This is a genomic window from Streptomyces sp. NPDC039423 (assembly GCF_055598725.1).
Window position 1 is genome coordinate 469,645 of record NZ_JBVKAH010000006.1, and the last position, 23,442, is coordinate 493,086.

General features: G+C 73.4%; 28 protein-coding genes. 8 read left to right on the forward strand and 20 right to left on the reverse strand.

Annotation, left to right across the window (positions count from 1 at the left end):
* Positions 1-105: 105 nt before the first annotated feature.
* Positions 106-1,422 carry a PP2C family protein-serine/threonine phosphatase gene (locus ACZ7LK_RS21960; protein ID WP_392274942.1) on the forward strand — a complete coding sequence of 439 codons (1,317 nt, stop codon included), beginning with the start codon at positions 106-108 and terminating at the stop codon, positions 1,420-1,422.
* A 42-nt stretch (positions 1,423-1,464) separates the two neighbouring features.
* Here the strand turns inward: ACZ7LK_RS21960 and ACZ7LK_RS21965 are convergent, their stop codons facing one another.
* The 3 genes from ACZ7LK_RS21965 to ACZ7LK_RS21975 form a co-directional block, all read right to left on the reverse strand.
* Positions 1,465-1,809, reverse strand: a complete 345-nt coding sequence (locus ACZ7LK_RS21965) for a DUF2516 family protein (RefSeq protein WP_392274941.1) — start codon at positions 1,807-1,809, stop codon at positions 1,465-1,467.
* A gap of 156 nt (positions 1,810-1,965) precedes the next feature.
* Entirely contained in the window at positions 1,966-2,526 is a 561-nt protein-coding gene (locus ACZ7LK_RS21970) for a hypothetical protein (protein ID WP_392274940.1), read from the reverse strand.
* Positions 2,527-2,552: 26 nt separating this feature from the next.
* Positions 2,553-2,957: a helix-turn-helix domain-containing protein gene (locus ACZ7LK_RS21975; RefSeq protein ID WP_392274939.1), complete on the reverse strand. Its 405-nt coding sequence runs from the start codon at positions 2,955-2,957 to the stop codon at positions 2,553-2,555.
* A 131-nt stretch (positions 2,958-3,088) separates the two neighbouring features.
* On the opposite strand from ACZ7LK_RS21975, the gene ACZ7LK_RS21980 reads away from it, so the two are divergent.
* Entirely contained in the window at positions 3,089-3,577 is a 489-nt protein-coding gene (locus ACZ7LK_RS21980; protein ID WP_392274938.1) for a MarR family winged helix-turn-helix transcriptional regulator, read from the forward strand.
* A 95-nt stretch (positions 3,578-3,672) separates the two neighbouring features.
* The gene (locus ACZ7LK_RS21985; RefSeq protein WP_469461038.1) at positions 3,673-5,214 is read left to right on the forward strand and encodes an MFS transporter; all 1,542 of its coding nucleotides are present in this window, start codon (positions 3,673-3,675) and stop codon (positions 5,212-5,214) included.
* Here ACZ7LK_RS21985 and ACZ7LK_RS21990 read toward each other — a convergent pair.
* A complete protein-coding gene (locus ACZ7LK_RS21990; RefSeq protein ID WP_392274936.1) occupies positions 5,144-7,165 on the reverse strand; it encodes a HelD family protein in 2,022 nt (673 codons plus the stop codon). The genes ACZ7LK_RS21985 and ACZ7LK_RS21990 overlap by 71 nt on opposite strands.
* Before the next feature lie 207 nt (positions 7,166-7,372).
* Here ACZ7LK_RS21990 and ACZ7LK_RS21995 point away from each other — a divergent pair, with 207 nt between their 5' ends.
* Both ACZ7LK_RS21995 and ACZ7LK_RS22000 read left to right on the forward strand, forming a co-directional pair.
* On the forward strand, positions 7,373-8,197 hold the full coding sequence (locus ACZ7LK_RS21995) for a cyclodityrosine synthase (protein ID WP_469461036.1): 825 nt from the start codon (positions 7,373-7,375) through the stop codon (positions 8,195-8,197).
* Positions 8,187-9,383, forward strand: a complete 1,197-nt coding sequence (locus tag ACZ7LK_RS22000; protein WP_471142770.1) for a cytochrome P450 — start codon at positions 8,187-8,189, stop codon at positions 9,381-9,383. Before ACZ7LK_RS21995 ends, ACZ7LK_RS22000 begins: the two co-directional genes overlap by 11 nt.
* Before the next feature lie 139 nt (positions 9,384-9,522).
* Here the strand turns inward: ACZ7LK_RS22000 and ACZ7LK_RS22005 are convergent, their stop codons facing one another.
* From ACZ7LK_RS22005 to ACZ7LK_RS22025, 5 genes are all read right to left on the reverse strand, one after another.
* Positions 9,523-10,146 (reverse strand): TetR family transcriptional regulator, encoded by a 624-nt coding sequence (locus tag ACZ7LK_RS22005; protein WP_392274933.1) that lies wholly within the window; start codon positions 10,144-10,146, stop codon positions 9,523-9,525.
* A gap of 63 nt (positions 10,147-10,209) precedes the next feature.
* Positions 10,210-10,692, reverse strand: a complete 483-nt coding sequence (locus ACZ7LK_RS22010) for an HAD family hydrolase (RefSeq protein WP_392274932.1) — start codon at positions 10,690-10,692, stop codon at positions 10,210-10,212.
* Between the two features lie 131 nt (positions 10,693-10,823).
* On the reverse strand, positions 10,824-12,065 hold the full coding sequence (locus ACZ7LK_RS22015; RefSeq protein ID WP_392274931.1) for a GNAT family N-acetyltransferase: 1,242 nt from the start codon (positions 12,063-12,065) through the stop codon (positions 10,824-10,826).
* A 151-nt stretch (positions 12,066-12,216) separates the two neighbouring features.
* A complete protein-coding gene (locus ACZ7LK_RS22020) occupies positions 12,217-13,179 on the reverse strand; it encodes an asparaginase (protein WP_392274930.1) in 963 nt (320 codons plus the stop codon).
* A 40-nt stretch (positions 13,180-13,219) separates the two neighbouring features.
* The gene (locus tag ACZ7LK_RS22025) at positions 13,220-13,816 is read right to left on the reverse strand and encodes an RsiG family protein (RefSeq protein WP_392274929.1); all 597 of its coding nucleotides are present in this window, start codon (positions 13,814-13,816) and stop codon (positions 13,220-13,222) included.
* A 144-nt stretch (positions 13,817-13,960) separates the two neighbouring features.
* On the opposite strand from ACZ7LK_RS22025, the gene dtd reads away from it, so the two are divergent.
* Positions 13,961-14,386 (forward strand): D-aminoacyl-tRNA deacylase, encoded by a 426-nt coding sequence (gene dtd / locus ACZ7LK_RS22030; RefSeq protein ID WP_471142776.1) that lies wholly within the window; start codon positions 13,961-13,963, stop codon positions 14,384-14,386.
* A gap of 42 nt (positions 14,387-14,428) precedes the next feature.
* On the opposite strand, the gene ygfZ is transcribed toward dtd, so the two are convergent.
* Genes ygfZ through ACZ7LK_RS22045 form a run of 3 tightly spaced genes read right to left on the reverse strand, consistent with a single transcriptional unit; the run spans position 14,429 to position 16,515 of the window.
* Positions 14,429-15,409: a CAF17-like 4Fe-4S cluster assembly/insertion protein YgfZ gene (gene ygfZ / locus ACZ7LK_RS22035; RefSeq protein WP_471142779.1), complete on the reverse strand. Its 981-nt coding sequence runs from the start codon at positions 15,407-15,409 to the stop codon at positions 14,429-14,431.
* Between the two features lie 9 nt (positions 15,410-15,418).
* Positions 15,419-15,892 (reverse strand): Fur family transcriptional regulator, encoded by a 474-nt coding sequence (locus ACZ7LK_RS22040; protein ID WP_392274926.1) that lies wholly within the window; start codon positions 15,890-15,892, stop codon positions 15,419-15,421.
* Between the two features lie 50 nt (positions 15,893-15,942).
* Positions 15,943-16,515: a heme-binding beta-barrel domain-containing protein gene (locus ACZ7LK_RS22045; protein ID WP_392274925.1), complete on the reverse strand. Its 573-nt coding sequence runs from the start codon at positions 16,513-16,515 to the stop codon at positions 15,943-15,945.
* A gap of 257 nt (positions 16,516-16,772) precedes the next feature.
* Here ACZ7LK_RS22045 and ACZ7LK_RS22050 point away from each other — a divergent pair, with 257 nt between their 5' ends.
* Positions 16,773-17,135 (forward strand): DsrE family protein, encoded by a 363-nt coding sequence (locus ACZ7LK_RS22050; protein ID WP_392274924.1) that lies wholly within the window; start codon positions 16,773-16,775, stop codon positions 17,133-17,135.
* A 46-nt stretch (positions 17,136-17,181) separates the two neighbouring features.
* On the opposite strand, the gene ACZ7LK_RS22055 is transcribed toward ACZ7LK_RS22050, so the two are convergent.
* The 8 genes from ACZ7LK_RS22055 to ACZ7LK_RS22090 all read right to left on the reverse strand — a co-directional run bounded on the left by ACZ7LK_RS22055 (position 17,182) and on the right by ACZ7LK_RS22090 (position 22,356).
* Entirely contained in the window at positions 17,182-17,442 is a 261-nt protein-coding gene (locus ACZ7LK_RS22055) for a DUF3099 domain-containing protein (protein ID WP_392274923.1), read from the reverse strand.
* A 101-nt stretch (positions 17,443-17,543) separates the two neighbouring features.
* Entirely contained in the window at positions 17,544-17,831 is a 288-nt protein-coding gene (locus tag ACZ7LK_RS22060) for a DUF1416 domain-containing protein (RefSeq protein ID WP_064067594.1), read from the reverse strand.
* Between the two features lie 39 nt (positions 17,832-17,870).
* Positions 17,871-18,716 (reverse strand): sulfurtransferase, encoded by an 846-nt coding sequence (locus ACZ7LK_RS22065; protein ID WP_392274922.1) that lies wholly within the window; start codon positions 18,714-18,716, stop codon positions 17,871-17,873.
* Positions 18,717-18,893: 177 nt separating this feature from the next.
* Positions 18,894-18,974, reverse strand: a complete 81-nt coding sequence (locus ACZ7LK_RS22070; protein ID WP_350497993.1) for a putative leader peptide — start codon at positions 18,972-18,974, stop codon at positions 18,894-18,896.
* A gap of 274 nt (positions 18,975-19,248) precedes the next feature.
* Complete coding sequence (locus ACZ7LK_RS22075; RefSeq protein WP_471142786.1) at positions 19,249-19,941, reverse strand: LmeA family phospholipid-binding protein; 693 nt, start codon at positions 19,939-19,941, stop codon at positions 19,249-19,251.
* Between the two features lie 107 nt (positions 19,942-20,048).
* Positions 20,049-21,230: a hypothetical protein gene (locus tag ACZ7LK_RS22080; protein WP_469461021.1), complete on the reverse strand. Its 1,182-nt coding sequence runs from the start codon at positions 21,228-21,230 to the stop codon at positions 20,049-20,051.
* A 10-nt stretch (positions 21,231-21,240) separates the two neighbouring features.
* Positions 21,241-21,495 (reverse strand): MoaD/ThiS family protein, encoded by a 255-nt coding sequence (locus ACZ7LK_RS22085; RefSeq protein ID WP_392274919.1) that lies wholly within the window; start codon positions 21,493-21,495, stop codon positions 21,241-21,243.
* 42 nt (positions 21,496-21,537) lie between these two features.
* Positions 21,538-22,356: an alpha/beta hydrolase gene (locus ACZ7LK_RS22090; protein ID WP_392274918.1), complete on the reverse strand. Its 819-nt coding sequence runs from the start codon at positions 22,354-22,356 to the stop codon at positions 21,538-21,540.
* Positions 22,357-22,624: 268 nt separating this feature from the next.
* On the opposite strand from ACZ7LK_RS22090, the gene ACZ7LK_RS22095 reads away from it, so the two are divergent.
* The gene (locus ACZ7LK_RS22095) at positions 22,625-23,419 is read left to right on the forward strand and encodes a winged helix-turn-helix transcriptional regulator (protein ID WP_392274917.1); all 795 of its coding nucleotides are present in this window, start codon (positions 22,625-22,627) and stop codon (positions 23,417-23,419) included.
* Positions 23,420-23,442: the final 23 nt, after the last annotated feature.

A 23,442-nucleotide genomic window follows, 5' to 3' on the forward strand; every position in this document is an offset into this window, starting at 1 on the left:
CCGATCACCATTCCGTTCGGCCGCCGGGGACCGCTATGGTCCCCGTCTGGTGGTGCGTCGTCCGACGGGCCACCGCCCTCGGGGGGAGGGAAGGAAACCGAACCGATGCCCGTACCCGTACCGCGACAGAGGGTGAGCAGTCCCGGCCAGGCCGTGGTCCCCGAGACCACAGCCGCCGTCACGGACCTCACCCTGCTGGTGATCGAGGACGATCCGACGGGCACGTTCACCGTTCCGGAGCTGACCGACGCGTCCGGCTGCCGGGTCCGCATCCGTACCGCCCGCAACCTCACCGAGGCCGAGCGGCTGCTCACCGACGACGTGCACTGCGTGCTCGTCGACCTCGCGCTGTCCGCCGCCCGCCCGGACGACGACCGGCTGGCGCCGCTGCACCACGTGCTGCGCCTCGCCCCCCGCCACGCCGTGCTGGCCCTGACCCCGTCGGGCGACACCGAGCTGGCGAACGCGGCGGTACGGGCCGGTGCGCAGGACCACCTGTGCCGCGAGGAACTGGACGGGCCGCTGCTCAGCCGGGCCATCCGGTACGCGGTGGAACGCAAGCGGGCCGACTCGGTACAGGTCAAGCTGGCCGAGTCACGGCTGCGCGCCCAGGAGAACGCCCGCCTGGAGCGGGGCCTGCTGCCCACGCCCCTCCTCCAGGGCTCCGACCTGCGCTTCGCCGCCCGCTACCGGCCGGGCCGCTCGCGCGCGCTGCTGGGCGGCGACTTCTACGACACCGTCCGGACGCCGGACGGGACCGTGCACGCCATGATCGGCGACGTGTGCGGGCACGGGCCGGACGAGGCGGCGCTCGGGGTCGAGCTGCGCATCGCCTGGCGGGCGCTGACGCTGGCGGGCCTGTGCGGTGACGAGCTCCTCTCGACGCTCCAGCAGGTGCTGGAGCACGAGCGGGACAACGAGGAGATCTTCGCGACCCTCTGCACGGTCGACATCGCGCCGGACGGGCGCCGCGCCGGGCTGTGCCTGGCGGGCCACCCCTCGCCGCTGATCGCACGGCACGGCCGGGCGGCCCAGCTCCTGCCGTACGAGGACGGCGGCCTCGCCCTGGGGGTGTTGCCGCGCGCCCGCTGGCCGCGCCGCCAGGTGGAGCTGGGCGGCGCGTGGAGCCTGATGATGTACACGGACGGGCTGATCGAGGGCCGCTCGGCCGGCCCGGGCTCGCCCCGGCTGGGCCAGGACGGCATGGTCGAGATGATCAACCGCCAGCTCGCGCAGGGCCTCGGCGGCGAGGAGTTGCTGGAGGCCGCCGTGGCGGAGGTGCGGGAGCTGAACGGCGGGGAGCTGACGGACGACGTGGCGGTGCTGCTGCTCGCCCGCGAGCGGACGTCCGGCGAGGGGCCCGCCGCCCGCAGGTCCCGCCAGGGCCGGGCGGCCGGCCGCCGAGCGCCCGGCAACCGCTGAGGCCGCCCACGCCCGCGCCCCCAGGTGGGTGGTCCCGCCGGGCTAGCGGCCGCCGTTGTACGGGCCGTACGGACCGTCGCTGCTGGAACCGCCGCCGCGCCGGCCGCCGCGCCCGCCACCGGACACCTGCTGGAGGGCCGGCCGTACGTCGACCATGAACACGATCGACGCGACCAGGCCGGCGATCTGGAGGAACAGCATCGGCACCAGCAGGTTCACCGCGACCGTGACGCCCAGGATGACCAGCCAGAACATCTTGGTCTGCTTGTCGGCGGCCCGGTAGGCGTCCTCGCGTGCCGTCACCGCGATGAACAGGGCGACCACGGCGATCAGGAGCATCGCGAGGTTGAGCAGAAAGAGGAACGTGCTGAATCCTGCGAGCAACATACTGAGCACCGCCTAGTCAGTGGGTGGAGCGCCTCGCGGCCAAGGTACCGGTACAACGCCCCGGCCACCCCGAACGTGCCCGGCGGCAGCCGGGCGACACGGGGTGGCCGGTACGTCAGGGCGGCCCCGGGCGGCGGGCCCGGGCGGCCGGTGGGGTCACGCGTCGGGCGCGGTGGTCTTCTTCGCCGCCGGCTTGCGCGGCGTGGGCGCCTTCTTCGCGGGGGCCGGCTTGGCGGCGGCGGGCGCCTCGGCCGGGGCGGGGGCCTCGGTCCTCGGCTCCGGGTCCGGCTCGACGGCGATGGCGATCTCGTTGATCTCCTCGGCCGCCTCGCCGCGCCACTGCTTCACCGCCTGCTCGCCGTGCTCGGCGACCTTCTCGTACGTCTCCCGCGCGCGGACCGCGTACTCGGCCGCCACGCCGACGCTGCGCAGCGCGAGCTGCTGGGCGCTCTCGCCGAGCTTCTTCAGGTCGGTGTCCAGCGAGCCGATCACCTCGGTGACCTTCGCCTGCACGGTGGCCTGGGCCTCCTTGGCCTGGGTGCTCACCTTCTCCTGCACGACCTTCGGGTCGGTGTGGCGCACCGCGTCGATGCGGGCGGGTGCCTCGGCGGCGATCTGCTCGATGAGGCCGGGAACCTTCTTCGCCTGCCGCACGGCGAGGTCGGCGGTACCGGCGGCGAAGTAGAGGGGCGTGCGGAGTTCTTCGATGATGGCCACGGCTGTGGTCCTCCCGGATCGCGGAGTCAGAGTTCGGGTGAGGTGCCGTCCTCGGTGGTGTGCTCGGCACCCTTCGTCTCCGTATCGAGTCCGTTCTCCTTGCGGAACGAGTCGTAGATCTGGAGCAGCACCTGCTTCTGCCGCTCGTTGATCGACGGGTCCGCGAGGATGACGGCACGCGTCTCCAGTTCCTCGCGCTCCCGCTCGTCCAGGATCCCGGCCCGCACGTACAGCGTCTCGGCGGAGATCCGCAGCGCCTTGGCGACCTGCTGGAGCACCTCCGCGCTCGGCTTGCGCAGCCCGCGCTCGATCTGGCTCAGATACGGATTGGACACCCCGGCGGCATCGGCGAGCTGACGCAGGGACAGCTGCGCGCTGCGCCGCTGCTCGCGCAAGTACTCGCCGAGATTGCCGACGTTGAGTGATGCCATGCCTCGATGGTGCACCCCATTGCTAACTTTTGCAAGCAGGCGCTTGCAAAAGTGTGACGCGCTACGACGGTCCCCGCACCATCCACTTTCGGATAATCCGTTACGGATCCACCGCTGGGTACGCTGGGACCATGACCGCCATGTCTCCCGCCCGCACCGAGCCCGACCTCTCCTTCCTCCTCGACCACACCAGCCATGTCCTGCGGACCCGGATGTCGGCCGCCCTCGCGGAGATCGGCCTGACGGCGCGCATGCACTGCGTCCTGGTCCACGCCCTGGAGGAGGAGCGCACCCAGATCCAGCTCGCCGAGATCGGCGACATGGACAAGACCACGATGGTGGTCACCGTCGACGCCCTGGAGAAGGCCGGGCTCGCCGAGCGCCGCCCCTCCAGCACGGACCGGCGCGCACGGATCATCGCGGTCACCGCCGAGGGCGCCCGGGTCGCCCGGCAGAGCCAGGAGATCGTCGACCGCGTCCATCAGGAGGCCCTCGGCTCCCTGCCCGCCGGTGACCGCGAGGTGTTCCTGCGGGCACTGAAGCACCTGACCGAGGGGCACCTCGCCACGCCGGTCGAGGGCCCCCGGCCGGCCCGGCGGGCACGCCAGCGGGAGAGGTGACACCCCGGGCGGCCATTTGATCCGCAGCAGATCGTCTACAACAAAACTATCTGCTACGGTCTCTCCTGTCGGGTCCCATGACAGGAGAGACCGCCATGTCCTTCGCACCACGCACCCCACGCACCTCGCGCGACCCGCGCGCTCTCGCCCTCGCCGTGCTCGCCGGCGGCATGCTGATGACCGTCCTCGACGGCAGCATCGTCACCGTCGCCATGCCGGCCATCCAGAACGACCTGGGCTTCTCCCCCGCCTCGCTGAGCTGGGTCGTGAACGCCTACCTGATCGCCTTCGGCAGCCTGCTGCTGCTGGCCGGACGGCTCGGCGACCTGATCGGGCGCAAGCGGATGTTCCTCGCCGGCACGGCGGTGTTCACCGCCGCCTCGCTGCTGGCCGGGGCGGCGGGCTCGCCCGCCGTACTGATCGCCGCCCGCTTCCTCCAGGGCGCCGGCAGCGCGATGGCCTCCGCCGTCAGCCTCGGCATCCTCGTCACCCTGTTCACCGAGGCCCGCGAACGCGCCCGGGCCATCGCGGTGTTCAGCTTCACCGGAGCGGCGGGCGCCTCCCTCGGCCAGGTGCTCGGGGGCGTCCTCACCGAGGCGCTCGACTGGCACTGGATCTTCTTCATCAACCTGCCGATCGGGCTCGCCACCCTCGCCCTCGCCGTCCCCGCCCTCCCCGGCGACCGCGGTCGCGGCCTCGCCGCCGGGGCCGACGTCATCGGCGCCGCCCTGGTGACGGCCGGTCTGATGCTCGGCATCTACACGGTCGTCGAGGTCGAGGCGTACGGCTGGACCTCCGCGCACACGCTGGGGCTCGGCGCGCTCGGCCTCGCCCTGCTCGCAGCCTTCGCCGTGCGCCAGGCCACCGCCGCCGCACCGCTGATACCGCCGCGCGTCCTCCGCTCCCGCAGCGTCGCCGGGGCCAACCTGGTCCAGATCCTCATGGTGGCCGCGCTGTTCTCGTTCCAGGTGCTCGTGGCGCTCCACCTCCAGAAGGTCCTCGGGTACGGGGCCGCCGCCACCGGCCTCGCCATGCTCCCTGCCGCCGCCGTGATCGGCGCCGTGTCGCTGGGCGTCTCCGCCCGCCTCAACGCCCGCTTCGGCGAGCGCAACGTCCTGCTCGCCGGGCTGGTCCTGCTGATCGGCGTCCTCGGACTGCTCACCCGCGTCCCCGTGCACGCGCACTACGCCGTGGACCTGCTCCCCGTGATGCTGCTCGCCGGCGGGTTCGGGCTCGCCCTCCCCGCGCTCACCACGCTCGGCATGTCGGACGCGGGCGAGGACGACGCGGGGCTGGCGTCCGGGCTGTTCAACACCACCCAGCAGGTCGGCATGGCGCTGGGCGTGGCGGTCCTGTCCACCCTCGCCGCCTCCCGCACGGAGAGCCTGCTGGCCGGCGGCAGCGGACGGGCCGAGGCCCTCACGGGCGGCTACCGGCTGGCCTTCGCCGTCGGTACGGGACTCCTCGTCGCCGCCCTCGTCGTCGCGGCCACCGTCCTGCGCCGCCCCCGCACCCCGGCGCACCCGGCCGCCGGCGACACTCCGGCGGCGGCGCCCGGCGAAGCGCTCAGCCCCGCCGCAACGGCGTGGGCAGCGGCAGGTGGTGCAGCACGTCGAGGCGGGAGACCGCGCGGGTGAGGACCACGTACAGCCGGTTCAGCCCGCGCGGCTCGGCCGCCACGATGGCGGCCGGCTCGGCGACGACGACGTGGTCGTACTCCAGGCCCTTGGCGAGCGTGGCCGGCAGCACCGTCACCCGCGGCCCGGTCAGGCCCGCCTCCTCCAGGGTGGCGCACAGCCCGTCGACCGCCCCCTCCGCGGCGATCACCCCGACCGAACCCTCGCGGTCCAGCGCCGCCCGCACGGCACCCGCCACCGCCGCCGGCACGTCCCGCACCTCGCGCACCGCCACCTCGCCGTCCCGGCGCAGCGACCGGCCGGGCGGCACGTCCACGTCGAGCGCCTCCAGCAGCCGGTTGGCCAGCGCGACGACACCCGCCGGGACGCGGTACCCGGCCGTCAGGGCCACCACGGGCACCGACGTCCGGCCCAGGTGGGCGAGCTGCTCCGCCCAGTCGCGGGCGGCCCACGGGGTGGTGCCCTGCGCCAGGTCGCCGAGGACGGTCAGGGAGCCGAAGTCCGCGCGGCGGGCGACGGCGCGGCACTCCATCGGGGAGAGGTCCTGCGCCTCGTCGATCACGATGTGCCCGTAGCCGGCCGGGCGTTCCACCAGCCCCGCCAGCTCGTCGAGCAGGACCAGGTCGGCCGCGCTCCACTTCGCCGACCGGTACGAGCGCGGCGGCCGCGACCACCGGAGCGCCGCCCGCTCGGCACCGGTGAGCGCCGGGTCGCACGGGTCCGTGAGCAGGCCGGCGAGGACCTCCTCGGGCGTGACCGCCGGCCAGCACGCGTCCACCAGGGCCGACACCGCCCGCGTCCGGCCGATCCGCCGCGTCCACGCCGCGCTCCTGGGACCCGCCCGCCGCTCGGCCTTGAGCTGGATCGCCCGCACCACCCGGCTGCGCACCCGCTCGCGCCCCACCGCGTAGGGCGGCGCCTCCGCCCGCACCTCCGCGACGATCGCCGCCAGCTCCTCCAGCGGGACCCGCCAGCGGTAGGACCCGTCGGGCACGGTCAGCGGCTCGTCGGGGGCGCCGGTCCGCGCGTACAGGGCGCGGTGCAGGACGCCGGCCATCCGGGCGTCGTGCTTGACCAGCGCGGCGGCGGGGGTGTCGTGGGCGCGCACCTCGTGGCCCCGGTCGATCTCGTCCAGGAGCGTCGACTGGCGGACGTCCGACTCCCCGAGGGCGGGCAGGACCCCGGAGACGTACGACAGGAACGTCCGGTTGGGGCCGAGGATCAGCATCCCGCCGCGCCGGACTCGCTGCGGGTGGGTGTAGAGCAGGTACGCCGCCCGGTGCAGACCGACGGCCGTCTTCCCGGTGCCGGGGGCGCCCTGCACGCAGAGGGACTCGGTGAGCCCGGCGCGCACCAGCTCGTCCTGCTCGGGCTGGATGGTGGCGGCGATGTCCCGCATGGGCCCGACGCGGGGGCGCTCGATCTCGCCGGTGAGGATGGCGCCGGTGAGGGCGGGGGTGGGGGCGGGGCCGGTGGGAGCGGGGCCGGGCCCGCCCGTCTTCCCGGCGGCCAGGTGCTCGTCCTCCAGTCCGGTGAGGTCCGCCGAGTCGCCGTCGCCGGCCGGCGCCCAGCCGAACCTGCGCCGCACCAGGACCCCTTGCGGATCGTGGGCGCTCGCCCGGTAGAAGGGGCGGGCGACGGGCGCGCGCCAGTCGACGACCAGCGGCGGGGCGGCCGGGTGCTCGCCGATCCGGCGGCGGCCGATGTGGTGGTGGCTGCCGTCCTCGTTGTCGAGGCGGCCGAAGAAGAGCGGGCCGCGCGGTTCCTCGCGCAGTTCCTTGGCGCGGCTGCGGAGGCGGCGGCCGAGCACTTCGGCGTCGGCGCCGGAAGCGGAGACGTCCTCTCCGGTGACGACGTGGTCGGCGGCACCGGCGACCATGCGATCGAGCGCGGCGCGGCAGCAGTCGTGGTGGGCCCGTTCCTTGCGCAGTTCCTGGTCGAGTGACGTCATGCCGCCCAGAATACCGTTACTGAGTAACGTTTCTTTCCGAGTATGAATATGAACGGAAGATGACACCCTGCGTAAGTCCACGCGTACGCAAGGGTAACGAGTGGGGTTCCGTTGACACTCTCCGTATCCGGAAGCTAACTTCGCGGCGTCGTCGCCACACCAGGAGCACGAGGCTCTTCGGGACTAGCGACGCGAAGGACCTCCCAGTTGACGACTGACACCGTCTTCGAGATTCCGCCCTTCACCGCTCCGGACCCCGCCGCCGGCCTCTTCCGGGTCCAGCCCTACACCGCCCACTGCCGGGTGATCCACGCCGAAGGCGCCCACGCCGTCATCGGCGTCTCGCCCGGCAACAGCTACTTCTCCGCCCGGCGCGTCACCGACCTGGCCCGCTGGGGCACCACCCACTTCGACCGCGTCGACTTCGTCTACACCGACCTCCACGTGGCGGAGATGTACGAGGCCTCGGGCTACACCGCCGAGGACGCCCGCCGCAAAGCCGTGAAGAACCTGCGCGGCGTACGCGCCAAGGTGACCAACGCGGTCGCCGCCGTCGACCCCGACGGGCGGCGCCTGCGGGCCCGGCCCATGTCGGCGTTCCTGGACAACCCGGCGTACCGCGAGATCCACCGGCACCTGATGGACCGGCTGGCGACCGACCAGGACTTCCGCACCACGTGCGACGCCCTGATCGACGCCTTCCTCTCCTCCAAGGTCCTGGACGGGAAGGCCCCCACGGCGCGCCAGCGCGCGGTGTGCGTCGAATACGTCTGCGCCGAGGCGCCCCTGTTCCTGGACACGCCCGCCATCCTGGGCGTCCCCTCCTCCCTCAACTGCTACCACCAGCTCCTGCCGATGGCCGAGCTGCTCTACTCGCGCGGCTCCGGGCTGCGCGCCTCCCGCAACCAGGGCCACGCCGTCGTGACCCCCGCCGCACCGCACCCGGGCCCGCACCCTGACTCGCACCCGGACTCGCACTCGCACCACGCACCGCCGCACGCCGCCGAAGGAGACACCGCCGATGTCCGTTGAGACACTGCCCGACGAGCTCGTCGACTTCCCCTTCTCCTGGCGCGGCGACCGGCTGCCCCCCGAGACCGAGCTGCTGCGCGAGGAGCCGGTCAAGCGCGTGCGGACCATCGCCGGGGACCAGGCCTGGCTGGTGTCCTCGCACGCCCTGTGCAAGCAGGTCCTGGAGGACCCGCGGTTCAGCCTCAAGGACACCTCCGCCCCGGGCGTCCCGCGCCAGTACGCGCTGACGATCCCCCCGGAGGTCGTCAACAACATGGGCAACATCACCGGGGCCGGCCTGCGCAAGGCCGTGCTCAAGGCGCTCAACCCCAAGGCGCCCGGCCTGGTGGAATGGATGCGATCGGCCGCCGCCGACCTGGTCGACCGCATCCTCGCCGACGGGGCGCCCGGTGACCTGCGGGGGCAGTTCGCCGATCCGTACTCCGCCGCCATGCACTGCCACATCCTCGGCATCCCGCCGGCGGACGCGCCCCGGCTGATGCGCAGCCTGGACATCGCGTTCATGAACTCCGCCTGCCCGATCGCCGGTGCCAAGCTCAACTGGGACCGCGACATCGCCTACATGGTGGAGCGCCTGGACGACCCCGCCACCACCGGGCTGATGGCCGAACTGGCGGCGCTGCGCGAGGACCCGGCGTACGACCACCTCACCGACGAGATGCTGGCGACGGTCGGCGTGACCATGTTCGGCGCCGGGGTCATCTCCACCTCCGGGTTCCTGACCATGGCCCTCGTCTCCCTCATCCAGCACCCCGAGCTGAAGGACGAACTGCTCGCCGACCGCGACAAGATCCCGGCCGCCGTCGACGAGCTGCTGCGGATCAACCTCTCCATCGGCGACGGCCTGCCCCGCCTCGCCCTGGAGGACGTGACGCTCGGGGACGTGCGGGTGCGCAAGGGCGAGCTGGTGCTGGTGCTGGTCGAGGGCGCCAACTTCGACCCGGAGGTCTTCACCGACCCGCACACCGTCGACCTCACCCGCGAGAACAGCACGGCCCACCTCTCCTTCGGCGGCGGGCGGCACTACTGCCCCGCGACCGCGCTCGGCAAGAGGCACGCGGAGATCGCCCTGGAGACCCTGCTCGACCGGATGCCCGGCCTCGCGCTGGCCGTCCCCATCGAGCAGTTGGTGTGGCGCACCGGCTTCATGAAGCGCATCCCGGAGCGGCTGCCCGTGATGTGGTGACCCGCCGCGCCGGAAGGGACCCGGGCCGCCGCTCCGAGGAGGGAGCGGCGGCCCGCCGGCCCCCGGCGCCCACCGGGCCCGTGCGGGCTATGCGGGCCGTGGGGGCCGCGGGCCCGCCGGGCCCCATGGGGGCCGTCGTTCAGAGGGGCAGCCCCCGCGCGAGCTGCCGGAAGGCCAGGGCGGCGGCGGCCACCGCGTCGCCTTCGACCGCGTCGGCGGACTCACCGGCGGCGATCCGCCGCCAGTTCTCCTCCGCCAGGATCCGCTGTACGGCGATGACCTGACCCGCCGCCAGCCGGGCCGCCACCCCGTCCCCCAGCACCTCCTCCAGCGCCCGGGCCAACGCCTCCTCGGAGGCGCCCTGGTACGCGTACAACCGCGCGACCAGGCTGGGCGTCCCGTACAGCAGCCGGTGGAAGGCCAGCACGTCCGGGTGGTCGTTCAGCCCGGTCACCGGGTCCCGGCGGGCGAGTCCGTCGGTGACGTGGCGGTGCAGCGCCTCCAGGGGCCCGACACCCGCCGGCCGCCCCCTGACGACCCGCGCCGCCTCCTCGCGGTGATCGGCGAACCGGTGCAGGACCAGGTCCTCCTTGGCCGGGAAGTACCGGAAGAGCGTCGGCTTGGAGACCTCGGCGGCGGCGGCGACCTCGGCGACCGAGACGCGGTCGAAACCCCGCTCCAGGAAGAGGGTGATCGCCGCTTCGGAGATCGTCCGGTACGTCCGCTGCTTCTTGCGCTCGCGCAAGCCCATCTCGCCGCTCATGGCGCCGAGCCTACGCACCCCCCGCCGCTCGCCCGGCCGTGACGTTCCTGGGTCCCCCGCGCCTCAGGCCGGGGAGGCGCGGCGGGCCGCGGCCCGTACGGCGGTGAGCACCGGCTCCAGCGACGTCACCACCCGCTCCGCCCCGGCCCGGCGCAGCAGTTCGGCGCGGTCCTCGTCGGCGCCGTGGCCCAGGAACGGCACGCCCGCCTCCCGGGCGGCGGCCAGGTCGGCGGGCGTGGCGCCGATCAGCAGGGACGCACCGGGCGCGGCGCCCAGCGAGGCGAGGGCCCCGTCGACCCGGCCGTGCACGTGCGCGCCGAAGCACCCGGCCAGGCCCCGCCCGGCGAGGTAGCGCCGCACCGCCGCCGGGGGCGCCTCCGCGACGACGGCGAGGCCCGTGCCGATCGCCGCCAGGGTGCGGACCAGCGGATCGGCGTACGGCGTGGGCCACGCGGCCCCGGGGGGACGGAGCCGGCAGAGCGGCCCGTCGAAGGCGAACAGGACGTGTTCGGTGCCGCCGATGACGTCGATGAGGTCGTCGTACACAGCTTCCGCCCGGAGCTCGGGGTCAGGGGTAGCACGAGGGTGCCAGATCCCGCCGGGCCCGCACAGGCCCCGGACCGGTCCCGGGACGGCCCCGGGCAGTCCCCGGACCGGCCTTGGAACGGGGGACCGCTCTAGAAGATGTCCGGGCACCACGGCCGGCGCGGGGTGCGCAGCAGCGCGTCGGCCGCGGCGGCCGCGCCGGGCACGGTCTCCTCCACCCGGCCGAGGGCCGCGAGCCGTACCGCGGACTCGTCGCCCAGGTACAGCGTCGCCAGCTCCCGCACGTCCATGGTGAGGTCCGCCCGCGCGGTGGTCGGCGCGCAGGACGCGCCCTCCGGCGAGGCGTCCAGCCGGAAGCGGCCGCCGGACAGGCCGGCCGGGTCGCGCAGCTCCAGGACGAGGGAGCCGGAGCCCGTGTACGTCCGCGCCTCCAGGCAGCGCACGACGTCGAGGATCCGCACCCACAGCAGGTCGGCGTGCGTCGTGACGCGCGCCGCCCGGGGGTCGGGCAGCAGCAGCGGCAGCAGGTCGTCGGGGGCGCGGTACCCGGTGGTGAGCGTGGTCATCCAGTCGATCGAGCAGACGAAGTGCCACAGCGCGCGCTCGGCGGCCGGCGTCACGGCCATCAGGTCGCGGACGGTCGCGCCGCACTGCGGCCGCTTGGCCTCCCAGGTGTCGTCGGTGGTGTAGCTGACGTACCCCTCCACCTCGCCGGACGCCCCGCGGTACAGGGCGTGGAACGGCTCGGTCCAGGAGTGGTCCACCAGGCGCACCGCGCCCGTGGCGACGTCCCAGCCGCGCTGGTTCCGGCTGACCATGCCGTGCCGGACGGCCCGGACCCGGTCGTGGAGCCCGGGGCCGGTCTTGCGGATGTCCTCCGCCGTGACCAGGTCGACGCGGCCGCCGTCCTCCGGGCCGGACCAGCGCGGGTCGAGACCGGCGCGCCGCACGTCGACGGTCCATTCGGTGGTCCAGGCGGCCGGGCCGTACCCGTACCGCCCGTAGATCGGGTACTCGGCGGCTATCAGCGTCGAGACCGCGTCACCGCGCTCCCTGGCCGCCGCGAGGTCCGTCGCCATCATGCGGCTCAGCAGCCCGCGCCGCCGGTGCGTCGGCGAAACGGTCACGTTGGTCACCGCGCTCGCCGGGACCCGGGCGCCGCCGGGCACGGTGAGCTCCTGCGCGAACGAGCGGAAGGTTCCCACGCAGCGCCCGTCGTCGAACGCGCCCTGCGTACGGGCGAGGTCGACGTACGGGAGGCGCTGGGCGACCTCCTCGTCCGGCACCACCGGCGGCTGCATGAAGCCGGTGCGCCGGGCGCGCAGCCAGTCGGGGAACTCGGGCTCGGTCACCGTGCGGACGTCGACGCTCATGCGCGCCACGCTAGGCCGCGCCCCGCGGCGGCCGCACCCGGTTTTCCGCCGGGCCCCGCCCACGGCCCGGGCGGCCCCTCCACGAAGGCCCCCGCCCACGGCCGGGCGGCCGTCCACAAGGGCCCCGCCCACGGCCCGGGCGGCCCCGACGTCAGAACGCCGCGCGGATCTCGCCCACCCGCTGCCCGCCGCCCAGCAGCGGGGTGTCGGCGATACGGCCGACCACGGGTGCGTCGACGTCCAGCATCCGCAGCGCCCGCGCGAGGACCGGGCCCAGCGCCCGCCCGGAACCGTCGTCGATCTTGAAGGCGAGCGCCCGGCCGTCCGGCAGGGCGACCGCCTGGACCGCCTCGGCGCCCATCTTGGACAGCGCCCCCGGCAGCTCACGCATCAGCCAGGTGTCCGGGCGCCGGGTCCCCGCCACGTACTCCGGGTGCGCGCGCATCGCGTCGGCGACCCGCCGCTGCGGCGTCCCCGGCTCGGCCAGCACGTAGGAGCGGAAGGCGCGGGCGAGGCCCACCAGGCTGATCGCCATCAGCGGCGCACCGCACCCGTCCGTGCCGACCGCCGTCACCGTCTCGCCGGACGCCGCCCGGACCTCGTCGAGCACCAGCCGCTGGAGCGGGTGCCCCGGGTCCAGGTAGGAGGCCGGGTCCCAGCCGTTCAGCGCGCAGGCGGCCAGCATCGCCGCGTGCTTGCCCGAGCAGTTCATGGTGATCCGCTCCCGGACGTTGCCGGCGGCCAGGTACGCCTCGGCCTCCACCGGGTCCAGCGGGAGGTCGGGCGGCGTCTGGAGGTCGGCCTCGGTGAACCCGTGCTCGGCGAGCAGCTTGCGGGCCAGGTCCAGGTGGAACGGCTCGCCCGAGTGGCTCGCGGCGGCCAGCGCCAGCCGCTCCCCGGACAGGTCGAGACCGGCCCGCAGCAGCGCCGCGGCCTGCATGGGCTTGTTGGAGGAGCGCGGGAAGACCGGCGCCGTCGGGTCGCCGGCCGACGTCTCGACGGTGCCGTCGGCCGCCAGCAGGACCAGCGACCCGCGGTGGTGGCCCTCGACGAAGCCCGAACGGACGACCTCGGCGAGGACCGGGGGTATGACGGCGGTGGCGGAGGAGGTCATGACGGCCGGCCTTCCGGGACGGTGACCCGCCGCCGCGTACTCAGCGGAGCAGGTCGTCTACTTGTGCTTCGCCTTCACGGTACCTGCGGGCGATCTCGGCGCTGCAATCGTCGGCCGTCCGCTGGAGCTGCTGCCGGCGCCGCGAGACCTGCTGTTCGTAGCCGGCCAGCCGCCCCATGGCGGCGTGCAGCTCTTCGTCCGTTCGGGCGGTCAGGTCCGACAGCTCGACCTCGGACAGCATCTCGGCGGCCAGCCGCCGGTACTCCTCGCCGCGCGGGGTGGTGAGCGTCACGTGCCGGGCCGACGACCGGTGCCGCGACGGCGTGTCCGCGAGGATCTCCGAGAGCCGGTCCACCACCGGGACCGCCGTTCCGCCGCGCCGCGCCAGCTCGGCGCGCAGGATGTCGATCCGGCCCTGGAGCAGCCTCCGTACGTAGCTCAGGTCCGCCTCGTCGCCGTGGGAGTCCCGGCGCAGCGCGCGCAGCTCCGGCAGCCGCATGGCCCTCAGGTCGTGCTGCCGCGCCTCGGGCAGGACGGCGTCACCGTTCCGCTGTGCCGGAGGCCGCAGTGCCCCTCTGCCACCGGCGCATGTCATCGGTACGGGATGTGGCGTCTGCCCGGCGCCAGGTGTGCTCATAGGAATCCGTCCCCTCGACCGGTGCATGGGGTCTCCCCGGGCCCGAAGGGCCGAGGGACAGCACCGCCTGAGAGGCATGGTGCCATTTGTGCCGGTGCCGGTGCAGGCGCCTGCACCCGTTCGGACGCGGATAGGTTGGTCCGTATGCGTGCAGTGGTACAGAGGGTCGACGGGGCCGAGGTCGTCGTCGCCGGGGAAACGGTCGGGAACATCGTCGGCGAGGGCCTGTGCGTGCTCGTGGGGGTCACCCACGAGGACACCCCCGAGAAGGCGGCACAGCTCGCCCGGAAGCTGTGGTCGGTACGGATCCTGGAGGGCGAGAAGTCCTGCTCGGACGTGAACGCGCCCCTGCTGGTGATCTCGCAGTTCACCCTCTACGGGGACGCCCGCAAGGGCCGCCGCCCCACCTGGAACGCCGCCGCGCCCGGTGAGGTCGCCGAGCCGCTGATCGACGAGGTCGTGGCGCGGCTGCGTGAGCTGGGCGCGACGGTGGCGACGGGCCGGTTCGGGGCGGACATGCGGGTCTCGCTCACCAACCACGGCCCGTTCACCCTCGTCATCGACGTCTGAGCCCGCGCCCGGCGGGGCCCTGCCCGCCCGGTCCGGGACGGGTCAGGCCTCGACCACGACCTCCTGGGCGGCGGCCGTGCCGCCCGCCAGCAGCTCCGCGTCGACCGGCACGTTGCGCTTCACCAGCGCGAGCGCGATCGGGCCCAGTTCGTGGTGGCGTACGGAGGTGGTGACGAAGCCGAGCTGCCGCCCCTCCTCGCCGTCGGCCTTCAGCCGGATCGGCGTGCCATGCGGCGGCAGGTGCACCTCGCTGCCGTCCAGGTGCAGGAACACCAGCCGGCGCGGCGGCTTCCCCAGGTTGTGGACGCGCGCCACGGTCTCCTGACCCCGGTAGCAGCCCTTCTGGAGGTGGACGGCGCTGCCGATGAGGCCGATCTCGTGCGGGATGGTGCGGTGGTCGGTCTCGAAGCCGAGCCGGGGCCGGTGCTCCTCCACCCGCAGCGCCTCGTACGCCAGGATCCCGGCGAGCGGCCCGTTGTCCCGGGCGTACGCCTCCAGGCCGGTGCGCGGCAGGAACAGGTCCCGGCCGTGGGAGGTCTCCCGTACGACGACACCGTCCGGCACGGCGGCGATGGAACCGGCCGGGAGGTGCACGACGGCGATGTCCCCGGTGCGGTCGGCGACCTCGACCCGGTAGAAGAACTTCATCGACTCCAGGTAGCCGATCAGCGTCTCCTGCGTGCCCGGCTCCACGTGCGCCCACACCGTCTCGCCGTCGTCGACGAGGTACAGGGCGTGCTCGATGTGGCCGTTCGCCGAGAGGATCAGCGCCTCGGTGGCGTGCCCGGCGGGGAGGTCGCTCACGGCCTGCGTGAGCAGCAGGTGCAGCCAGCTCAGCCGGTCCTCGCCGGTGACGGTGACGACACCGCGGTGGCTCAGGTCGACCAGGCCGGTGCCCGCGGCGAGGGCGCGCTGCTCGCGGAACAGGTCGCCGTAGTGCGCGGCGACACCTTCGTCCCGCCCCTCGGCGGGGACGGCGCCGGGCAGGGACAACAGAGGGCTGGTCGGTGATTGTCGCAGCATGTGATCAGCCTACGACTCGCCGCCGGACGAAGCCTCCCCCTCCGGGGCCGCCGCGGCCTCCTCCGCCTTCGCGGTGCAGTCCTCGCACCGGCCGAAGATCGCGAAATGCTTCATGTCGGTGTCGAAGCCGAAGGTACGGCGGAGCTTCGCGGTGAAGTCGGCGGCCACCTCGACGTCCGCCTCGATGACGTTCGTGCAGTCCCGGCACACCAGGTGCAGGTGGTGGTGCCGGTCGGCGAGGTGGTAGGTGGGGGCGCCGTGCCCCAGGTGGGCGTGGCTGACCAGACCGAGCTCCTCCAGCAGCTCCAGCGTCCGGTAGACGGTGGAGATGTTCACGCCGGAGGCCGTCTTGCGCACCTCGCCGAGGATGTCGTCGGGAGTGGCGTGCCCCAGCACGTCCACCGCCTCCAGGACGAGCTGGCGCTGGGGAGTCAGCCGGTAGCCGCGCTGCCGCAGGTCGCTTTTCCAGTCGGTGCTCACCACGCGCTCCAGTGTAGGAGCACCGACCGCGCGACCCGAGGGCCGTGGGAGGCCTACTTGAAGAAAGCGATGCCGTCGTCCGGCAGATCTCCGAGGTCCTTGGCCCACGCCTCGACCTGCTCGGGCGTGACGACCTTCTTCAGGTGGGCCGACATGTAGGGCCGCAGCGGGACGTCGGGCGTCGACTTCTCGCCGACCCACATCAGGTCGCCCTTCACGTAGCCGTACAGCCGCTTGCCGCCGCTGTACGGGCCGGAGGCGGCGGTGCGCGCGACGGCGTCGGTGACCAGGTCGATCTGCGGCTTCTGGTCGGCGAGCTCGCCGTACCAGACCTCGACGATGCCCTGGTCGCGCACCATCACGATCTCGACCTTGCGCTCCTTGTCGATGCGCCAGTAGCCACTCTCCGACTCCAGGGGCTTCACCTTGTTGCCCTCGGCGTCCAGCACCCAGGTGCGGGAGGTGTACTCGATGAAGTCCCGGCCGTCATGGCTGAAGGTCACGGACTGGCCGAAGTTGCACTTCTCGGCGCCGGGGAAGTCGGAGACGCCCGCGCCCTCCCACGTGCCGAGGAGGAACGCGAGGGGGACGAGGTCCGGGTTCAGGTCGGACGGAATCTCGATCATGAGCAGCTCAGTCGATCTGTAGGAGGGGTCAGCGCTGGCCCTGGTACAGCTTCTTCACGGTCAGCGCGGCGAAGCCGAGAACGCCGACGCAGACCAGGACCAGCAGGGCGGAGAAGAAAGCCTCAAGCACAGGGTGCTCCTCGGTGAGCGGTACGGGCGAAGAAAGGGCCGGGTCCCAGCGTAATGGGTGGGACTCCGGCTCTCCGAGTGAGGTTCGGCGTGAGCTTCGGCGCAGGAGGGCGCACTACAGTGCCCCCATGGCGAAGAAGCTCGTGATCAAGGTGACCGCCGGGGCCGACGCCCCCGAGCGCTGCTCGCAGGCCTTCACGGTGGCGGCGGTGGCCGTGGCCAGTGGGGTGGAGGTCTCGCTCTGGCTGACCGGTGAGTCCGCGTGGTTCGCGCTGCCGGGGCGGGCGGCCGAGTTCGAGCTGCCGCACGCGGCGCCGCTGCCGGACCTGATCGACTCGCTGCTGGCGGGCGGGCGGATCACGCTGTGCACCCAGTGCGCGGCACGGCGCGAGATCACCGAGAAGGACGTCCTGGAAGGCGTACGGATCGCGGGGGCGCAGGTCTTCGTGAGCGAGGCGCTGGCCGACGGCACGCAGGCGCTCGTCTACTGACGTCCGCGCGCGGAGGCACGCCGGCCCGCGGTCCGGGGACCGGCCGTCACCGGCGTCTCCGCTTGCCGTCCAGCTCGTCCCACCACTCGTCGGACTTCGGGTCGCCGCTGGGGTCGTCCCACCAGCGGTCCTCCGGCCCCCTCCGGTTGGCGACCATGGCGGCGACCGGCGGGATGACCATGGCGACGAAGCACATGGCGATGGCGGCCGGGGTGGACCACAGCCGTACGACGGCCCAGGCGCCCACGAAGAGCACCAGGCAGGCCGTCATCATCCCGAAGTAGACGTGCCGACGGCGGGCGTACATACCTCCAGCGTAGGGCGGGAACGACCGAAGGGCCGCGCCTCGGTCCCGGTAAGCGTCCAACCCCCAGGAGGCGCGGCCCTTCGGCCGGTACAGCGTCGCCGTCAGACGGCGATGGCGACCTCGGCCAGGCCGCCCTGCTGGGCGACGACCGTGCGGTCGGCGGTGCCGCCCGGGACGAGGGCGCGGACGGTCCACGTGCCCTCGGCCGCGTAGAAGCGGAACTGGCCGGTCGCGGAGGTCGGGACCTCGGCGGTGAACTCGCCGGTCGAGTCGAGCAGGCGCACGTAACCGACGACGGGCTCGCCGTCCTTGGTCACCTGGCCCTGGATCGTGGTCTCACCGGGCTTGATCGTCGAAGCGTCCGGGCCACCGGCCTGTGCTCCACACATGGGTACTCCTGAGGGGTCGAGGGGACGGGAGGTCCGGGATTACTTGTTGGCGCCGAGCTCGATCGGCACGCCGACGAGGGAGCCGTACTCGGTCCAGGAGCCGTCGTAGTTCTTGACGTTCCCCTGGTCGAGCAGCTCGTGCAGGACGAACCAGGTCAGGGCCGAGCGCTCACCGATGCGGCAGTAGGCGATGGTGTCCTTCGACAGGTCGACCTGCTCGTCGGCGTACAGCGCCTTGAGCTCCTCGTCCGACTTGAAGGTGCCGTCGTCGTTGGCGTTCTTCGACCACGGGATGTTGCGGGCGCTCGGCACGTGGCCGGGGCGCTGCGACTGCTCCTGCGGGAGGTGCGCCGGGGCGAGCAGCTTGCCGCTGAACTCGTCGGGGGAGCGCACGTCGACCAGGTTCAGGTTGCCGATCGCGGCCACGACGTCGTCGCGGAAGGCGCGGATGGAGGTGTCCTGGGCCTTGGCCTTGTACTGGGTGGCCGGGCGGCTGGGGACCTCGGAGCCGTCGACCAGGTCGCGGGAGTCCAGCTCCCACTTCTTGCGGCCGCCGTCGAGGAGCTTGACGCTCTCGTGGCCGTACAGCTTGAAGTACCAGTAGGCGTACGAGGCGAACCAGTTGTTGTTGCCGCCGTAGAGGACGACGGTGTCGTCGTTGGCGATGCCCTTCGCGGAGAGGAGCTTCTCGAAGCCCTCCTGGTCGACGAAGTCGCGGCGGACCGGGTCCTGGAGGTCCTGCTTCCAGTCGATCCGGACGGCGTTCTTGATGTGGTTCTTGTCGTACGCCGAGGTGTCCTCGTCGACCTCGACGATGACGACCTTCGGGTCGTCGATGTGGGCCTCGACCCAGTCGGCGTCTACCAGGACGTCGCTGCGGCTCATGCTGTTTCTCCTCCGGGGCAGTGTGCGGCGGGGTGTGGCGGGGTGGTGCCGGCGTGCTCTTCGCGTCTCGCGTCTTCCGTACGGGGGTACGGCTGTACGGGTCCGGGGCGGGTTCGGCACGGGGGTGGGCCTCGATGCGGTCGACGGGCCCGGGGACGCGGGAGGTCGGGCTCCCGCTCAGACGGAGCGACAGAGCATGGCGGCGACGCGGCACAGGTCTACTGCCCGCCGCTTCGTGAGATCCGCCTGTCGCTTCATGACGCCGATCGTAGGGACGGACGGGTGGCCGTGTCACCGGCGTGTCGCATGGTGAGACACGATCGTCCGGAATGCGGGACGAGGGGCGGTGGAGCGGGCGGCCGGGCCGCTCCCGGACACGGCGTTCCCCGCCCCCCATCTGCGGATCGGACGGGTCCGTCTCACCATGTGGCCAGGGCGGGGGATTCAGCGGTTCCGCGAGCGGGTACGGCGGCGGTGCCCCGGGAAGAACGGCGGCCTTCCGGTCGGGCCTTCCGGCGACCCCGCCGGTGACTCAGCCCGTCAGGACGACGTTCGTGCCGGTGACGGTGACCACGACACCCTCGGGCGTCGCCTCGACCTTCTGGAGCTTCAGCCCGGTCGGCAGCCCGCCGACCTGGCGGTCGAAGTCGGTGCGCTCGCGGATGCGCTCCTCCACACCCGGCAGGCCCTCACCGGGCACCTTGTCGGCGTGCACCCGGATGGTGTCGTCGCCGGCCAGGCTGACCGAGGACAGCACGCTGCGCGTGACCTTGCCCAGGACCGGGATCTCGATGCTGCCGGTGACCTTGACCTTGCCGTTGCCGCCGTAGCCGACGGTGACGTCCTCCTCGGAGGCCTTGCCGAGGTCGGCGTAGGAGATACGGGCGGTGCCGGAGGCGGACGCGGCGACGGCGCGGGAGAAGTTGTTCTCCAGCCGCACCCGCTGGAGCGCGGCCTTCATCTCGGTGACCCGGACCTTGCGGCCGCCGGCCGACGCCTCCACGCCCGTGAGGGTGACGTCGACCTGGTCCAGTTCCTTGCCCATGACCTGGGTCAGGAAGGGGAAGCCCTTGATCGACACGTCGGCCGAGCCGGTCAGGCCCTGGTTGGCCCGTATGCGGTCGGCGGCCTCACCCTCGGCGTAGTTCACCGCCAGACGGTCCGCGATGGTGAACAGACCACCGAGGATCACAGCGGTGATCAGCAGTATTCGCAGTGCTCGCATTGCTCGGTGTCCCCCACCCTGTCCGCGACCGGCCCCCCGTCACGTCATGATCGACGTGCGGAGCCGGTCATTGGTTCCTCTTCGGCCACTTCCCCCACGCGCGTCACTCAGGCCAGCGCGCGTCCCAGCACATAGACGGCGGGCGCGGCGAGGGCGAGCGGCAGCGCCACCCCGGCCGTCAAGTGGACGAAGCGCGACGGGTAGTCGTAGGCGGCCACCCGGTGCCCCACCAGGGCGCACACCCCGGCGCCCAGGCCCAGCAGCGCGCCGTTCGCCCCCAGGCCGGTCATCCCGCCGGCGGCCACCCCGGCACCCGCCGCGGCGAGCAGCGCCACCACGAGCGAGGCGGGCTGCGGAAGCGGCAGGGCGCGCGCCACGACCGTGACGGCGACCGCGAGGCCGCCGACGACGACCGCGTCGGACGTCGCGGCCAGGTGCCCGGCCGCGACGACCGCGAGCGCCGACGAGGCGACGGTCGCCATCAGGCCGTACTGGCGCTCGTCGGAGCCCGCGTGGCTGCGGAGCTGGAGGACCAGCACGAGCAGCACCCAGACGCCGAGCGTGCCGAGGATCGCGGCCGGGGCGTGCTCCTTGCCGGTGGCGAGCAGCGCCACGTCCGCGACGAGGCCGCCCGCGAAGGCGAGCGCGATGCCCTGGCGGGCCGGCCACATGCCGTTGAGCCGGAACCAGCCGGCGGCGGTGACGGCCTGGAGCAGGACGAGCGGGACGAGCAGTCCGTACGGCCCGAGGGCGGCGCCCGCCGCGAGGAGGCCGCCGAGGGCGGCGGTCAGCACGGCCGGCTGCATGCCCGGGTCGATGATCGGCGAGCGGCCCTCGGCGCGGGCACGCTGGGCGTCGGTCAGCCGGACGTGCCCGGAGGTGGTGGGCGCGCCGTACCCCGGCCCGGCGCCGGCGGGCGCGGGCGCCGGTTCCGCCACGGGTCCGGCGGGGGCCGGCTCCGGGGCGACCGCCCGCAGGTAGGCGGTCGGGGTGTCCGGGGGTCCCTGCTCGTACGGCACCTCGGGCGGCAGCGGGTACGAGCCCGGTGCGCCCGGCTCCCCCGCCCCCTGCACCGGCAGGTACGCGGTGTCGGCCGCGTACGGCTGCGCCGGCTGCTGGTACGGGTCCGGGTACGGGCTCGTGTGCTCGGCGGGGGACGGCGGGCAGGGCGAGGGCTGGACGGCCGGCTGGTACTGGGTGTCCCAGGTCTGGCCCTCCCACGTCTGCGCGACGTCCGGGTCCTGGTGGCCGTTCCCGTACCCGTAGGGGTACTGCTGATCGCTGCTCATGCTGTGCGGTTCACCCTCCTGCGAACGGCGGGAGCACCTCGACCGTGCCGCCCTCGGCCAGCCGTACGGTCTCATGGTCCCGGGTCCCGACGGGGTCACCGTCGACCAGGAACGAGCACCGCAGGAGCACCCGCGTCAGCTCGCCGGGGTGCCGCTCGCGCACCGCGTCCAGCGCCTCGGCCAGGTTCTCCGCGGCGTACGGCTCCTCGGCGGTCCCGGCGGCGGCCTTGGCCGCGGCCCAGTAGCGGATGGTCCCCGCTGCCATAGCGGCACTCCTTTCGTCGGCCTCGTCGGCATCCATCATGGGCTATGGCGCCGACAGCCAGTCCGCGATGCGGGCGAGCAGGTCGTCGTCCGCCGCGTTCTCGGCGTGCCCCATGCCCTCCTCCAGCCACAGCTCGGCCGGTCCGGCGGCCGCGAGCGACCGCGGGTGGTCCACCGGGAAGTACGGGTCGCTGTCGCCGTGCACGACCAGCAGCGGCACCGGCGCGATCAGCGGCACCGCCTCCACCGGCGACATCGGCACCGGGTCCCAGTCCCGGTGGTGGATGCGGGTGCGCAGCCCGTAGCGGCCCACCAGCCGCCCGGCGGGCCGGGTGATCACCCAGTGGACGCGCCGCATGGGGGCCGTGCCCCGGTAGTACCAGCGCGCGGGTGCGCTCACGGCGGCCACGGCGTCCGTACGCGCCCCGGGCACGTCCCGGTACAGCGCCGCGTGCCGCAGCACCACCGACCCGCCCATCGAGAAGCCGACCGTCACCACGCGCGCGTACCCGAGCCTCCGCGCCCAGCCCACCGCCGCCGCCAGGTCCAGCACCTCGCGGTCACCCACGGTGGAGCGGCCGCCCGACCGGCCGTGGCCGCGGAAGGAGAAGGTCACCACCCCGGCGCGCCGGGCGAACACCTGGGCCGCCCGCCGTACCGCCGGCCGGTCCACCGAGCCCGTGAAACCGTGCGCGACAACGATGGCCGTGTCGGTGACACTGGCTGTGTGCGGTGCCGTGGACGGCGAGTGGACCGCCTCGATCCGGACCCCGTCTGACGTCCGCAATGTTGCGCGGAGGGGTCCGGGCGTGAGCGAGGGAACATCCACCATGTGAAATGCGCCCTCTTCCTCGGAACTCATGTGGGCTATTGTGCTGGGCAGAGGATCCGGGCGACGCAGCCCCCGGATCCTTTTGTGTTTTCCGCCCGTTGTTACAGGCAGGTGAACAAAGGCTCTCAGGGCGCGGGGAGCCACGTACGAAGCAGTGCCACAGGCGTCCTCGCAGGGACCGAGGAGGAACCGACGTTATGGGCCGGCGAACCGTGCACGACGACCACAGGACGACGACCGGGACCACGAGGTCCGGCCCACCGGACCGGGACCGCCGGCCCCTGGGAGGGGACGCCCGATGAGCTCTCTGCTGCTCCTGACCAACGCCCTCCAGCCGTCGACGGAGGTGCTCCCCGCCCTCGGACTGCTGCTGCACAACGTGCGCGTGGCCCCCGCCGAGGGCCCGGCCCTGGTGGACACCCCCGGCGCGGACGTGATCCTCGTCGACGGCCGCCGCGACCTGCCCCAGGTGCGGTCGCTGTGCCAGCTTCTGCGCTCCACCGGGCCGGGCTGCCCGCTGATCCTGGTCGTCACCGAGGGCGGTCTCGCGGCCGTCACCGCCGACTGGGGCATCGACGACGTGCTGCTCGACACCGCCGGTCCGGCCGAGGTCGAGGCGCGGCTGCGGCTGGCCACCGGCCGCCAGCAGATCACCGCCGACGACTCCCCCATGGAGATCCGCAACGGCGACCTGTCGGTCGACGAGGCCACCTACAGCGCCAAGCTCAAGGGCCGGGTCCTGGACCTGACCTTCAAGGAGTTCGAGCTGCTGAAGTACCTGGCGCAGCACCCGGGCCGGGTCTTCACCCGGGCGCAGCTCCTCCAGGAGGTGTGGGGGTACGACTACTTCGGCGGTACGCGGACGGTCGACGTCCACGTACGGCGGCTGCGCGCCAAGCTGGGCCCCGAGCACGAGTCGCTGATCGGCACCGTGCGCAACGTCGGCTACCGCTTCGTGACGCCCGAGAAGGTGGAGCGCGCGGCCGAGGAGGCCCGGACGAAAGAGGCGAAGGCGGCCAAGGCGCCCTCCGTCACCCGTGCGGAGGACACCGATGAGGAGCGGGAAGCCGCCGTACGACCTGCCCAGAGGTAGGTCACCCCGCGTAGACTGCCGCG